Origin of the sequence: Bradyrhizobium sp. Mp19 (assembly GCF_029952935.1) — a bacterium.
GTDB classification, from domain to species: domain Bacteria; phylum Pseudomonadota; class Alphaproteobacteria; order Rhizobiales; family Xanthobacteraceae; genus Bradyrhizobium; species Bradyrhizobium elkanii.
The window spans coordinates 116,021-128,766 of the sequence record NZ_JASAUT010000025.1; the positions used below are offsets into that span (position 1 = coordinate 116,021).

The 12,746-nt window shown below is 65.0% G+C and carries 11 protein-coding genes; 5 read left to right on the forward strand and 6 right to left on the reverse strand.

The features are described from left to right. Window positions 1-48 precede the first annotated feature (48 nt). Genes QJT82_RS25535 through QJT82_RS25545 form a run of 3 tightly spaced genes read left to right on the forward strand, consistent with a single transcriptional unit; the run spans window position 49 to window position 2,720 of the window. Window positions 49-837 (forward strand): SURF1 family protein, encoded by a 789-nt coding sequence (locus QJT82_RS25535; protein ID WP_035631921.1) that lies wholly within the window; start codon window positions 49-51, stop codon window positions 835-837. After that, window positions 809-2,194 (forward strand): ATP-binding protein, encoded by a 1,386-nt coding sequence (locus QJT82_RS25540; protein WP_028341875.1) that lies wholly within the window; start codon window positions 809-811, stop codon window positions 2,192-2,194. The genes QJT82_RS25535 and QJT82_RS25540 overlap by 29 nt, the downstream gene beginning before the upstream one ends. Next, window positions 2,184-2,720, forward strand: a complete 537-nt coding sequence (locus tag QJT82_RS25545; RefSeq protein WP_028341876.1) for a response regulator transcription factor — start codon at window positions 2,184-2,186, stop codon at window positions 2,718-2,720. The genes QJT82_RS25540 and QJT82_RS25545 overlap by 11 nt, the downstream gene beginning before the upstream one ends. Window positions 2,721-2,791: 71 nt before the next feature. Here the strand turns inward: QJT82_RS25545 and QJT82_RS25550 are convergent, their stop codons facing one another. The 6 genes from QJT82_RS25550 to QJT82_RS25575 form a co-directional block, all read right to left on the reverse strand. Then, window positions 2,792-3,190, reverse strand: coding sequence for a nuclear transport factor 2 family protein (locus QJT82_RS25550; protein WP_028341877.1), 399 nt, complete (start codon window positions 3,188-3,190; stop codon window positions 2,792-2,794). 421 nt (window positions 3,191-3,611) lie between these two features. Then, the gene (locus QJT82_RS25555) at window positions 3,612-4,418 is read right to left on the reverse strand and encodes a CarD family transcriptional regulator (protein ID WP_080686805.1); all 807 of its coding nucleotides are present in this window, start codon (window positions 4,416-4,418) and stop codon (window positions 3,612-3,614) included. 411 nt (window positions 4,419-4,829) lie between these two features. Beyond that, window positions 4,830-5,168: a ferredoxin FdxA gene (gene fdxA / locus QJT82_RS25560; protein ID WP_016844914.1), complete on the reverse strand. Its 339-nt coding sequence runs from the start codon at window positions 5,166-5,168 to the stop codon at window positions 4,830-4,832. 137 nt (window positions 5,169-5,305) lie between these two features. After that, on the reverse strand, window positions 5,306-5,590 hold the full coding sequence (locus QJT82_RS25565) for an RNA-binding S4 domain-containing protein (protein WP_028341879.1): 285 nt from the start codon (window positions 5,588-5,590) through the stop codon (window positions 5,306-5,308). 30 nt (window positions 5,591-5,620) lie between these two features. Next, window positions 5,621-9,175: a helicase-related protein gene (locus QJT82_RS25570; RefSeq protein ID WP_028341880.1), complete on the reverse strand. Its 3,555-nt coding sequence runs from the start codon at window positions 9,173-9,175 to the stop codon at window positions 5,621-5,623. A 743-nt stretch (window positions 9,176-9,918) separates the two neighbouring features. Beyond that, window positions 9,919-10,731 (reverse strand): DUF3108 domain-containing protein, encoded by an 813-nt coding sequence (locus QJT82_RS25575; protein WP_245288777.1) that lies wholly within the window; start codon window positions 10,729-10,731, stop codon window positions 9,919-9,921. A gap of 372 nt (window positions 10,732-11,103) precedes the next feature. On the opposite strand from QJT82_RS25575, the gene rpmB reads away from it, so the two are divergent. Both rpmB and QJT82_RS25585 read left to right on the forward strand, forming a co-directional pair. Then, a complete protein-coding gene (gene rpmB / locus QJT82_RS25580) occupies window positions 11,104-11,412 on the forward strand; it encodes a 50S ribosomal protein L28 (RefSeq protein WP_028341882.1) in 309 nt (102 codons plus the stop codon). A 1,017-nt stretch (window positions 11,413-12,429) separates the two neighbouring features. Continuing rightward, window positions 12,430-12,657, forward strand: a complete 228-nt coding sequence (locus QJT82_RS25585) for a hypothetical protein (RefSeq protein WP_028336196.1) — start codon at window positions 12,430-12,432, stop codon at window positions 12,655-12,657. Window positions 12,658-12,746 lie beyond the last annotated feature (89 nt).

Genomic DNA, 12,746 nt, shown 5'->3' on the forward strand with positions numbered 1-12,746 from the left:
CGAGGCGGCGCCTCAGCTCTCCGTCGTTGCACACTGCTAACGCTCGGCATGCTGGGCGTGGTGCTGCTGGGCGCGCTCGGCGTCTGGCAGGTCGAACGCAGGAGCTGGAAGCTGGCGCTGATCGAACGGGTCGAGCAGCGCATGCATGCGGCGCCGGTCGCGCCGCCGCCCCCATCGTCATGGCCGGCCGTCACGGCCGCGAGCGATGAATACCGCCGCGTCACCGTACGCGGCACGTTCCTCAACGCCGATGAAACGCTGGTGCAGGCCGTCACGGCCGAGGGTCCCGGCTTCTGGGTGCTTACCCCGCTGCAAGCCGCCGACGGAACCACGGTGCTGGTCAACCGCGGCTTTGTTCCTCATGACAGGCGCGACCCCGCGACACGGCGCGATGGCGAGCCGCAGGGCGCCGTCAGCGTCACCGGACTGCTGCGGATGTCGGAGCCGAAGGGCGGATTCCTGCGCAGCAACGACGCTTCGGCCGGCCGCTGGTATTCCCGCGACGTCGCCGCGATCGCTGCCGCGCACGGACTGTCGAAAGTAGCCCCCTTCTTCATCGACGCCGATGCGACGCCAAATCCGGGCGGCTCCCCAATCGGCGGGCTCACGATCGTGCGGTTTCCGAACAACCATCTGATTTACGCGCTGACATGGTTCGCACTGGCCTTTATGCTGACGGGCGCGCTCCTGCGCGTCATCAGCGGCAGGGGCCGCGCCGGCGCCTCCGATCCAAGGTGGGGCTCACAGCGCGCCGCCGTGCGCCGCCTGATCGGCGCAGCCCGCAATCTGTCTCGCGACACAGGCCCAGATGCTCGAGCGCACATCGGATCTGCATGACGACAAGGCCGCGACCGGCACGGCGGTGATGGCGTCCGCCGCGGGCGCGGCTGCGGGCATGCCGTTCGATCTCGCCGCGCCCGCCGACATCGCGACCAATCGCAAGAACATGGCCCTCTTGGTCCAGCTGCGCTGGATCGCCGTGATCGGCCAGATCGCTACCATCGGCTTCGTGCAGTTCTGGTTGGGCGTTGCGCTGCCGCTGCTGCCCTTGGCTGCCGTGATCTCCGGGCTGGTGGCACTCAATGTCGTCAGCCTGCTGTGGCTGCGCTACCGCGCCGACATCAACAACCGCGAGCTGCTGGTCGCGCTGGCGCTCGACGTGGCGGCGCTGACCGCCCTGCTCTATCTCAGCGGCGGCGCCACCAATCCGTTCACCTCGCTCTACCTGCTGCAGGTAACGCTTGGCGCGGTGCTGCTCGATGCGCCCTCGACCTGGTCGCTGGTGGCGCTGGTGTGCATGAACTTCGCCTGGCTGACCAGCTATTACCGGCCGCTGGAGCTGCCGCAGCAAGGCTTCGCCGATGCCTTCAACCTCTATATCGCCGGCACCTTCATCGGCCTCGTGCTCGACGCCGTGCTGCTCGTGGTGTTCATGACCCGGATCAACCGCAATCTGCGCGATCGCGACCTGCGCCTCGCGGCGCTGCGCCAGCACGCCACCGAGCAGGATCACATCGTCCGGATCGGCCTCCTGGCCTCCGGTGCCGCGCACGAGCTCGGCACGCCGCTCGCCTCGCTCTCGGTCATCCTGGGCGACTGGCGCCGGATGCCCGCGCTCGCCTCCGATCCTGAGCTGTCGCAGGACCTCGGCGAGATGGAGATCTCGGTGCAGCGCTGCAAGTCGATCGTCACGGGCATCCTGCTCTCGGCCGGCGAGGCCCGCGGCGAAGGCTCCTCGCCGACCACGGTCGCGGCGTTCCTGACGGCATTGGTGGAGGAATGGCGGACGACGCGGCCGTCGGCCACGCTGTATTTCCGCAACGCGTTCGGCGCCGATCTCGCGATCGTATCCGACATCGCGCTCAAGCAGGCGATCTTCAACGTGCTCGACAACGCCGCCGAGGTCTCGCGCGACTGGATCGAGCTGACCGCCGAGCGCAATGCCGACCGCCTGGTGCTGTCAGTGACCGATCGCGGCCCGGGTTTCTCGCGCGAGATGCTGGCGCATATCGGCAAGCCGTATCAATCGACCAAGGGCAGCCCCGGCAGCGGCCTTGGCCTGTTCCTGGTGGTCAACGTCGTGCGCAAGCTGGGCGGCGTGGTGACGGCGCGCAATCGGCCGGATATCGGCGCCGCGGTCAAGCTCGAGCTGCCGCTCTCGACGCTCGCGATCGGAGACCATCTTGACGGATGAACGCCAGCTCCTGATCGTCGAGGACGACGCGGGCTTTGCTCGCACGCTGAAACGCTCGTTCGAGCGCCGCGGCTATGATGTGGCGGTGTCGGCCTCGCTCGACGAGGTCCGCCAGCTGCTCGAGCAGCAATCGCCCGGCTATGCGGTGGTCGACCTGAAGCTCGCCGGCGGTGCATCGGGCCTTGCCTGCGTCGAGGCGCTGCACGCGCACGATCCCGACATGCTGATCGTCGTGCTGACCGGGTTCGCCAGCATCGCGACCGCGGTCGAGGCGATTAAGCTCGGCGCCTGCCACTATCTGGCCAAGCCGTCGAACACCGACGACATCGAGGCCGCGTTCCTTAAAGCGCAGGGCAACGCCGCCATCGAGGTCGGCGCGCGGCCGACCTCGATCAAGACGCTGGAATGGGAGCGCATCCACCAGACCCTGATCGAGACCGATTTCAACATCTCCGAAGCCGCCCGCCGGCTCGGCATGCATCGCCGGACATTGGCGCGCAAGCTCGAGAAGCAGCGGGTGAAGTAGGCGATAGAGGCGGGTGACACCAACGAGACATGCGAACGCGCACCTGATTCAGCCGGTCGCCTCTCGCGCCGTCACGACATCGCGGCAACATCCGCCGCAGTGTCAATGTACTCCTGAAAGCGGACCGCCTTCCCGTCACGGTACTTGAAAACGTGGGCCCATTCGTTCGTTACAGTCTTGCCTGTTTTCTTTGCCCGCGCCGTGAGCGTACCCAGGACCACGACGGTGTCGCCCTGCTCAATCATCTCACGCGGTGCGAACTCGCTGAATTCCAGGTTCTCACCGACCTGGACGAAGAAGTTCGCAATCTGCTGCTTGCCCCTAAAGGTCCCGGCCCAAGGCAACTTATCCTGGGGACCTGGGGTTATCCACGTACAGTCGTCATCGATCAGATCCCTCATGAGCGCCGGAATGTCACCACGTTGAAAGGCCTCATAGCCCTTCCTGGTCGCCTCAACATTCGATGCCATCGGATTTCTCCTCGCTGCAAATTGATGGGTCAACTTAATGTCGATCAAATAGCGGCAGGGCGGTCAGCATAGCACGCCGGACGCCGATAGCCGTCGTCATCCGCGAAACACCCCAGAACGATTCTGGTCAGGATCGCTTACGTGGCTTTCGAGCCGTTCGGCATCGGGAAGTTTCGCGCGCCTTAACTCGATCAGGAGGCTGAAAAGCTCGAGAGAAACAACGGGTGAAGTAAGCGAGTTAGCCCAGCGAGAGTGCCTCACCGTCACCCTGAGGAGCGCGCAGCGCGTCTCGAGGGGCGACGGCCAAGAATCCGGGGTGTACAACCTTCGGGGCTCGCTCCGCTTGAGCACACAACACCAGCGCGCAAGCAAAAAGCCCGGTCTTGCGACCGGGCTTTTGTTTTCAATCCGTCGAACCCTTTCAGGCGGCTTCGTCCTCAACGGCGGTATCGTCGCCATCGGTATCGGCATCCTCACCGTCTGCATCGCCCTCGCCTTCGCCCTCGGCTTCCGCCTTGGCGCCGCGGCGCGGGCTCTTGGCGAGCTGGCCTTCGATCTCCTTGATTGCCTCGGTCTCGGTCGAGTGCTGCACGACCGCGATCTCGCGCGACAGACGATCGAGCGCCGCTTCATAGAGCTGGCGTTCGCTGTAGGACTGCTCGGGCTGCGATTCCGAACGATAGAGATCGCGGACCACCTCGGCGATCGCGACGATGTCGCCCGAGTTGATCTTCGCTTCATATTCCTGGGCGCGGCGCGACCACATGGTGCGCTTGACGCGGGCGCGGCCCTTCAGCGTCTCCAGCGCCTTCTTGACCAGCGCCGGCTCCGACAGCTTGCGCATGCCGACATTGGCGACCTTCGCCGTCGGGACGCGCAGCGTCATCTTGTCCTTCATGAAATTGATCACGAACAGCTCGAGCTTGGCGCCCGCGATCTCCTGCTCCTCGATCGCCAGGATCTGGCCGACGCCGTGAGCGGGATAGACCACGAATTCGTTGGCCTTGAAGCCCTGGCGCTGGGTCACGACCTTCTTCGGCTCCTCGACGCGCGGCGCGGCGGCCGGCTTGGCGGCGGCCTTCGGAGCAGCGGCGGGGACGGCAGCCTTCGGGGCGGCCGGCTTCGGCGCAGCAGCCGTCTTGGTCGCGGCAGGCTTGGGGGCGACCTTGGCAGCAGCGGGCTTCGCAGCTGCCGCTTTCGCGGCAGTCTTGGCAGTCTTTTCTGGCATCACGCTTCTTTTGTTCTTTGAGGACTTTGCAGCCGCCGCCTTCTTGGCACCCTTCACAGACGCCTTGGCACGGCCCTTGGTTGCGCTGCGAGCAACGACAGCGGCTTTTTTCGTCGTCTTTGAAGCACTCTTTTTACGCGTTTTCTGTGACACAGCCTGCGCGCGGAAACTGCCACGCCCCTGTTCGAGTTTGCGGGAACCTCGAAGCCACAAGGTACGCATGGCAGGGGGTTCTTGGCCTGTAATGTGTCAGATATAGCACATTTTCCGCAAAAATCAATGGTTTACGCCCGATTCCGGGCATAACAGGGGCCGTTCAGGTCATATGTCCGTCATTAGGGTTAAATCGGCGGCCGAACGGAGGGCCGCGGCGGACCGACGTCCACCCTTACCGTGGTAATCCCTGGCGAATCAGTCGCCGCTGCCCGGATTCGGAGAAAAATATTTCTCGAACTTGCCTTCCTTGCCCTCCCACTCCTTGGCGTCTTCCGGCGAGTCCTTCTTCTGGGTGATGTTCGGCCAGCTCTTGGCGTAGTCGCGGTTGACCTCGAGCCACTTCTCCAGGCCCGGCTCGGTGTCCGGCTTGATTGCGTCCGCCGGGCATTCCGGCTCGCACACGCCGCAATCGATGCATTCGTCGGGATGGATGACCAGCATGTTCTCGCCCTCGTAGAAGCAATCGACGGGGCAGACCTCGACGCAGTCGGTATATTTGCACTTGATGCAGGCTTCAGTGACGACGTAGGTCATCCAAAACTCCGGAACGATCGATTTTTCTGGGGTTGCGTAGCGCAGGAATACCGGGGCCGCAAGGGAAGCGGCCCTCGAAAAACGCCAGTATTCTCACGCTCCTGCCACCCCAAATTGAGATAGCAAGCGCTAGATAACTACTCCTTACCGGCCTGCAAATTGCCGGCCTGCAAATCCTCGTACAGCACGCGCGCCGAACTGGCATCGCCGCGCCGCTCGGCAAAGCCTGTCACCTTCAGCACGCGGACGCTGTTGTCGAGCGCGACGGTGACGACATCACCCGCCTTCACCGCATGGCCCGGCGATTTCTCGCGCGTGCCATTGATGCGGACATGACCTGACGCGACGAGTTCAGCCGCGCTGGTGCGAGCCTTCACCAGGCGCGCATGCCACAGCCATTTGTCGAGGCGCTGTCGATCCAAACTAGACCAAGCGTTAAACTAAGGGTTGGACTATTCCTTCCGGCCGGCGAGCTGCTCCTTCAGGGCAGCGAGCTTGGCGAATGGCGAATTCGGATCGATCGGCCGGTCGCGCTCGCGCGGCGCGCTCGACGCGTAGGGCCGATGCGACGGGCCGCCCTCGCGCTTGTCGCGGCCGCCCTTGCCGAAATCGCGGCCGCCGCGGTCACGATCGCCGCGCTCGCCCTTGCGATCGCCGCCGAACTTGTTGTCGCGGCGACGCTCATTGTCGCGATCGCGACCTTTGCCTTCGAAGCGTTCGCGGCGCTGGCCCTTGTCGTCCCTGTTGTCGCGCGCCTGGGCGCCCTCGGCGGGCGCCGCAGCCGGATCCGCCGGCGCACCCGGGCGCGGCGTGCGGAAATCCTGATGACGGCGCGGACGGCGATGATGTTCGCGCTTGTTGTCGCCCTCACCGCCGCCTTCAGCGGCCTGCGCGCCCTCGGCAGGCTTGCCCTGGTGACGGCCGCGGTTGCGATCATGGCCGCGATGATGCGGACGGCGCTCGTCGGAACGGCCACCGGGACGCCAGACTTCGACCAGCTGCGGCTCGGCCGGCGTCTCCGCGGTGGCGGGAGCGGCTTCAGCCGGTGCTGCCTCGGCACCCGCGGTCTCCGCGGCCGCCTCAGTGGCGGTCTCGGAAGGCTTCTCTGCAGTGGCTTCCGCGGCAGGCGCGGGCTCGGATATCGCTTCCGAAGCGGGCGCCTCAGCGGTGGGCTCTGCGGCGACAGCGGTGGGCTCCGCGGCAACTTCCGCCACGGGCTCGGGCTTGGTCTCGACGACGACGGGCGTCGCCTCGCTGGACACCACCTCGGCAAAGCCGACATCGGGCAGCAGCGCGGCCGATGGTGCGGGATCGCCGGACACCGGCTGATCCGTGGCAGCCTCCGGCGCATCGGCCACAACTTCGGCAGTGGCACCGACCGGCGCATCCACGGCGGCGTCAGAGGTCGCCTCGACGGGCGGCGTCTCGGCGGCGACCGTCTCGGTGGTCTCGGCCACGGTCTCAGTGGTCTCGGCGACGGCCTCGGTGGTCTCGGCCACGGCCTCCGCGCTCTCCGCCGGTGTGGCCTCAACGGGCTTCGGCGGCAGCGGCGGACGGCGGTCCATGCGGTAGCCGAGCGCGCGCAGGATCGAGGCAAAGTCCTCGCCGGCGGAGCCGGTCAGCGAGGTCATCGCCTGCGTCACGACAAAGCCGCGGCCGTCGAACGCACCCGCGGGCTTCTCGCCCGGCGAGGTCTCGCGCCAGGCCAAAGCGGGGCGGATCAGATCGGCGAGCCGCTCCAGGATGTCGACGCGCACCGCGCGCTCGCCGCACTGGCGATAGCCGAGCACGCGATAGGCATCGCGGGCGAGCTGCTTGTCGACCGGGAACGAGGTGCGGCCGCTACTCGCGAGATGCTGCACATTCGACAACGCCGCCATGTCGACATTGCTCTGCTTCTCGGCCCACAGCAGCGAGGCCAGCGAGCGCGCCGCGGGCTTCAGCAGCTGCGGGAAATAGATGTGGTAGGCGCCGAACCGCACGCCGTATTTGCGCAAGGCAGCACGAGAAGGCTGGTCGAGATCCTTCATCTCGGCCGCGATCTTCGCGCGTTCGAGCACGCCGAGCGCCTCGACCAGCTGGAAGGCGATGCCGCGGGCGATGCCCTGCAGGTCCTCGGCTTTGGACAGCTCGAACAGCGGCCCGAGCAGCTTCTCGATATGCGTCTTGAGCCAGAGATCGAGCCGGGTCTGCACCGCTTCGCGCGAGGCGCCGGTCAGCCGCTCGTCGGAGATGATGCGCAGCCGCGGATGCAGCGCGTCGTCGGCGGCCACCAGCTTGGCGACCGCATCGCCGGTCCAGCGGATGGTGCCGTCGGAGGTCAGCACGAACTGCTCGTCGGGCGCGGCGCCCAGTTTCTCGGCGCGCGCATCGATCTCGCGCGCCAGCACCTGCTGGGCGGCGGCTTGCAGCGCCTTGGCGTCGCTGCCGGCCTCGGCCGCATCAGGTGCGAAGGTGAAACCATCGAGCCGGCCGATCACGTGGCCTTCCACGATCACTTCACCGGTCTTGCCAATTTCCGTATTCAAAACTGAGTTCTCCCGCAGGCGGCGCATCAATACACTGGTCCGCCTGTCAACGAAACGCTCCGTGAGCCGTTCATGCAGCGCATCGGATAATTTATTTTCGAGCTCGCGCGTGATCCCCTGCCAGTGGTCCGGGTCGTAAAGCCAGTCCGGCCGGTTGGCAACAAAGGTCCAGGTCCTGATCTGCGCGATCCGGCCCGATAGCGTGTCGATATCGCCGTCGGTCCGGTTGGCCTGGTCGACCTGGGCGGCAAACCATGCGTCAGGGATACGCCCCTTTTGCATCAGGAAGCCATACAGCGTGGTCACGAGTTCGGCATGGGCCGCCGGCGATAGCTTTCGGTAGTCCGGAACCTGGCAGGCCTCCCACAGCCGCTCGACCGCTTTAGCCCCATGCGCCAATTCGCGCACCTCGGCGTCGCGCGCGACATGCTCGAGCACACGCAGGTCCTCGGCCACCGGGGCCCGGGTCAGTGCCTCATGATTGGGCGTCAGCGCCAGCGACACCTGCAACGCGCCGAGCGAGGCGAAATCGAGCTTGGCGTTGCGCCATTGCAGCACCTTGACGGCGTCGAAGGTGTGGTTCTGCAGCGCGTTGACGAGCTCCGGCTCGAATGGCGCGCAGCGCCCGGTGGTGCCGAAGGTGCCGTTGCGCGTCGCGCGGCCGGCGCGGCCGGCGATCTGCGCGAATTCGGCCGGCGTCAGGCGGCGGAACTGGTAGCCGTCATACTTGCGGTCGGAGGCGAAGGCGACGTGATCGACGTCGAGATTGAGCCCCATGCCGACCGCGTCGGTGGCGACGAGATAATCGACGTCGCCGTTCTGGAACATCGCAACCTGCGCATTGCGCGTGCGTGGCGAGAGCGAGCCCAGCACCACGGCCGCGCCGCCATGCTGGCGGCGGATCAATTCGGCGATCGCGTAGACCTCGTCGGCGGAGAACGCGACGATTGCTGTTCTGCGCGGCTGCCGCGTGATCTTGCGGTCGCCGGCGAATTCGAGCTGCGACAGCCGCGGCCGCGTGATGATCGAGGCGCCGGGCAGCAGCCGCTCGATCATCGGCCGCATCGTCGCAGCGCCCAGCAGCAGCGTCTCGTCGCGGCCGCGGCGGTTGAGGATGCGATCGGTGAACACGTGCCCGCGCTCGAGATCGGCGGCGATCTGGATCTCGTCGACCGCGAGAAACGATACATCGAGATCCCGCGGCATCGCCTCGACGGTCGAGACCCAGAAGCGCGGCGCCTTCGGCTTGATCTTCTCCTCGCCCGTGACCAGCGCGACATTGTCGACACCGGCGCGATCCGCGATCTTGTTGTAGACCTCGCGCGCCAAGAGCCGCAGCGGCAGCCCGATCAAGCCGGACGAATGCGCCAGCATGCGCTCGATGGCCAGATGCGTCTTGCCGGTGTTGGTCGGCCCGAGCACCGCGGTGACGCCTGCACCGGGCACGCGGTCATTTCCGAACGAATTTGAGAAAGCCATATTTTGCAGGTGTTTCTTGAATTTGTTGGGGCGCTCTCTGATCCGTCATCCCCGGTACAACGGCGAATTCGCCGTTGTACCTGCGAGGAGCGCGTCAGCGCGTCTCGAAGGATGCATGGCCGAGATCGACCCGTTTGCGGCGATCTTGATGAGACAGCAGGGCCGTCGTCCTTCGAGGCGGCCGCTGCGCGGCCTCCTCAGGGTGACGGTGAGGGATTGACGCTCTGGTCTTCACTCCTTCACGCGTCCTTTCACAAAATCTGTCTCACAATGCGACGCTTTCCGCGCCCGGCTTAAGCTCTGGAACGAGTCTAGAACGAATCGCGGCCGAATCGCTGACTCGATTTGGGACCTGAAACGTTCACCGCAACATCTCGGGTAGGCTGACGGCGGCGGCACTAGATCAAGTTTGAGGGGGCTCCACAAGCACAGGATATGCGGACTGAATTCCTTAAGTTCCAGGGGTGACCGAGTCGAATCAGAAGCGGGCAAGAGTCAACTGGATTCCGGTGACGTTCGTTGCATGGCGCAGGGCAATCACCCTCTCAGTCCCGTCATCCTGAGGAGCGCGTAGCGCGTCTCGAAGGATGCACGGCCCGGCTGGTGGCGTCGCCCTTCGAGACGGCCGCTTCGCGGCCTCCTCAGGGTGACGGTCTGGCTACCGCGTAGCCCGCATGAGCGAAGCGATATGCGGGACGACTGTCCCCGGATAGCGCTTCGCTTATCCGGGCTACGACAGGGGGTTACTGCGTCTTCGCCACGCGCGGCGGCGCGGCTGTGGTGACGAAGGAGGTGGCTTCCAGCATGGCCTGGCCGAGCGGGGTCGGGATCGTCATGCGGAACGGCACCAAAAGGCGGGTGCCGGCGATCGGCACGAAGGCGATCTCGATGTTGCGCTGGGCGGCGAGGTATTTGATCACGGGCCGATCCGGGATGTAGCCCGAGATCGGCACGAAATAGAGCGCGCAGACCAGCGCCGGGCCGTGATAGCCGCGCTCGGCCTTGACGATCTCGACCCGCTTGAAATCGAGCTTGAGGTCGTAACGCATGCGGCCGTCGAAGATGCCGGCGCCGCTGCGGCAGACATCCGGGCTCATCAGTTCGGCATTGCCGGGCGCGCGCAGGAACGAGCCGGTCATCGGATCGAACACGTTCTTCTTCTGCGCGTCGGTCACCGGCAGGCGGTCGGCATCGACCGGCGGCTCCGGCTCGATCGAGGATTCCTTGATGCCGCCATTGGCCAGCACCATCCGGATCGTCTCCGACTTCTTCGAGGTGGTGGTGGTCGCGGTGTAGGACGAGGCCGCCAGCGATCCATTGACGACCCGGCCCTGCGAGGCGCCCGCGCCCGAGCCGCCGGAAAACGCCTTCAGGAGGCCCGCGGTGCCGCCCTGGGCCGAGGCCGAGAAGGTGTCGTCGCCGATTTCGATGGTCCAGCTGCCCTTGCCGACCGGGATACCGGCCAGGGTCGCCTCATACTGGGCGTCGAGCCGCCCCTGCGCGCTGGCACGCTCGGCGCAAAACAGCAGCAAAGCGCCGGCGCACACGCCGAGCAGCCGGCCGAGCGGGGGCAAAATGGCAATGGCGGTGGTCACTTAACCTACCTGACGGTCCTGCTATCGGCGCTCTATCCGTTGTCCATTTCGGCGTTCAATTCGGCCGGACAACAAGGCGCATCTTGTATGGAACCTAGACTTGCAGCCGAATACGCCCTTTATATGGTTGCCATATCCGCCGTTAAGTGGCTGGAAGACCTTATGAACCGGCAATTCCGGTGCCCCGCATGCGGCGATATAATCTTGACGCTCGGGTATTCTCCCCCTATACACCCGCGGTTCCTGGAAAATGGACGCGAATTCAAAACCCCCGCGCAGGCCGTGTGATTGCACGCCCTTCGAGCGGCGGGGATGCAATAAGGATTTTGTAAGATGTCCCGGCGCTGCGAACTGACGGCCAAGGGCCCCCAGACGGGCCACAAGGTGAGCCACTCGAACATCAAGACCAAGCGGCGCTTCCTGCCGAACCTGGCCAACATCACCTTCATCTCCGAAGCGCTCGGCCGCAACGTGCGCCTGCGCGTCTCGACCAACGCGCTGAAGAGCGTCGACCACAATGGCGGCCTCGATGCCTACCTGCTCAAGGCCAAGGCCGACGTGCTCTCGCCGCGCGCTTTGGATCTCAAGCGCGCGATCGAGAAGAAGGTCGGCAAGCCGGCGCCGGTGAAGAAGGCGAGCTAAGCTAGACGCGAACGCGGAATTCGCGGAGAGAGTTTTGAACGGCCGGGTCGACGACCCGGCCGTTTTTGTTTTGGGAAGATCGTCTCGTTTACCTCTCAGGCGCATCCCTCGCGGAATCATCCGAGAGCGAGCATTTCAATTTGCGATAGTGCAGTGCTTGGACAGGTTGTCGAGGCAATCGCAGGGAGCCGATACATCGCAGCAATCGCGTCTGAGTTCACCCTGAGCTCGGGACCACGGGTGCGTGCGTGCTGGCACCCGGCGTTCCCTTCGCCCTCTGCCGACAAGCGAAGCTGCCGCAAAGCTCAGGCCGATCGCGCCGCGAGACTACGCGCGCGCACCCTCTCCTGCTGTCTGACAGGTGAATCGATCCGACCGATGTGCGCTCGCGCACGCGCGGATGAGTAGCGAGTGGATTTTTCTTTTCGTGATTGCGCACAGAGCAAAACAATCCATCGTACAGCGCCAAGAGAGATGGATTGCTTCCGCCTTCGCCAAGGCGGACAAGTCGTCGCTTCGCTCCTCGCAATGACGGCGTCGCTAATGACTACGACAGTCCGCTGACAGCTGCCGCCAATGACAGCGGTATCATCTCTTCCATCACGCGCACATCACACGAGTCTTCTGCTTGATGCATCGAGAGTGCGTGAAGAAACACTTAACGCAGGCGCTCCGACCCACAAAGAAAGCCTATAAATAAAGGCAAAAGCGGCTTCTCGCGTGGACTTGTCGCGCCGCAGCCTTGGCGAAGGCGGACGTTAATCACAACATCACTGCGCATCATCACGAGCGCATGAGGCGCATGCAAAACGCCACGATCTCTTCCAACTATTAGTGTGCAAACAAGCCGTCCGACACGAATGCGATTCGACGCGGTACGCCGCATCGTCTCGAAGACCGTGAGGGACATCACGGCCAGCACAACTGATTGTGAGGCAAGTGCGCCGCACTCTTGGGAAGAAGCCTGGCCGTTCCTATGTCACGTCCAAAGAACGACCCCGATAAAGGAATTGCTCGATGCAAGTTCGCGCAGCCGATCCGCGCGGAAGACTGGTGCCTGCGATTGCAACCGCCGCCGTGGCGGTGCTCGCCACGGCCGCCCTCGTCATCCTCGAATTCAACCCGCCCCGCAATGTGCAGGCTGCGGCCGAGCCCGGCATGATCACCTCCGCCGCCGCCAGCAGAGCCGGCGCTACCGTGCTGCCGACCGATCCGGTGACGACCGGCAGCGTGCGGGTGCGCTGAGATTTCATCATTGTCGTCCCGGCGAAAGCCGGCAACTGTTATGTTGGTTTGGTCTGCAGGTAGGGCTTTCGGTCTCGCATCATGGCATT

Coding starts and splice junctions, on each gene's coding strand:
- QJT82_RS25540 (WP_028341875.1), top strand. CDS start 809: ATGCTCGAGCGCACATCGGATCTGCATGACGACAAGGCCGCGACCGGC.
- QJT82_RS25585 (WP_028336196.1), top strand. CDS start 12,430: ATGCAAGTTCGCGCAGCCGATCCGCGCGGAAGACTGGTGCCTGCGATT.
- QJT82_RS25550 (WP_028341877.1), bottom strand. CDS start 3,190: ATGGCATCGAATGTTGAGGCGACCAGGAAGGGCTATGAGGCCTTTCAA.
- QJT82_RS25535 (WP_035631921.1), top strand. CDS start 49: ATGCTGGGCGTGGTGCTGCTGGGCGCGCTCGGCGTCTGGCAGGTCGAA.
- rpmB (WP_028341882.1), top strand. CDS start 11,104: ATGTCCCGGCGCTGCGAACTGACGGCCAAGGGCCCCCAGACGGGCCAC.
- fdxA (WP_016844914.1), bottom strand. CDS start 5,168: ATGACCTACGTCGTCACTGAAGCCTGCATCAAGTGCAAATATACCGAC.
- QJT82_RS25570 (WP_028341880.1), bottom strand. CDS start 9,175: ATGGCTTTCTCAAATTCGTTCGGAAATGACCGCGTGCCCGGTGCAGGC.
- QJT82_RS25555 (WP_080686805.1), bottom strand. CDS start 4,418: ATGCCAGAAAAGACTGCCAAGACTGCCGCGAAAGCGGCAGCTGCGAAG.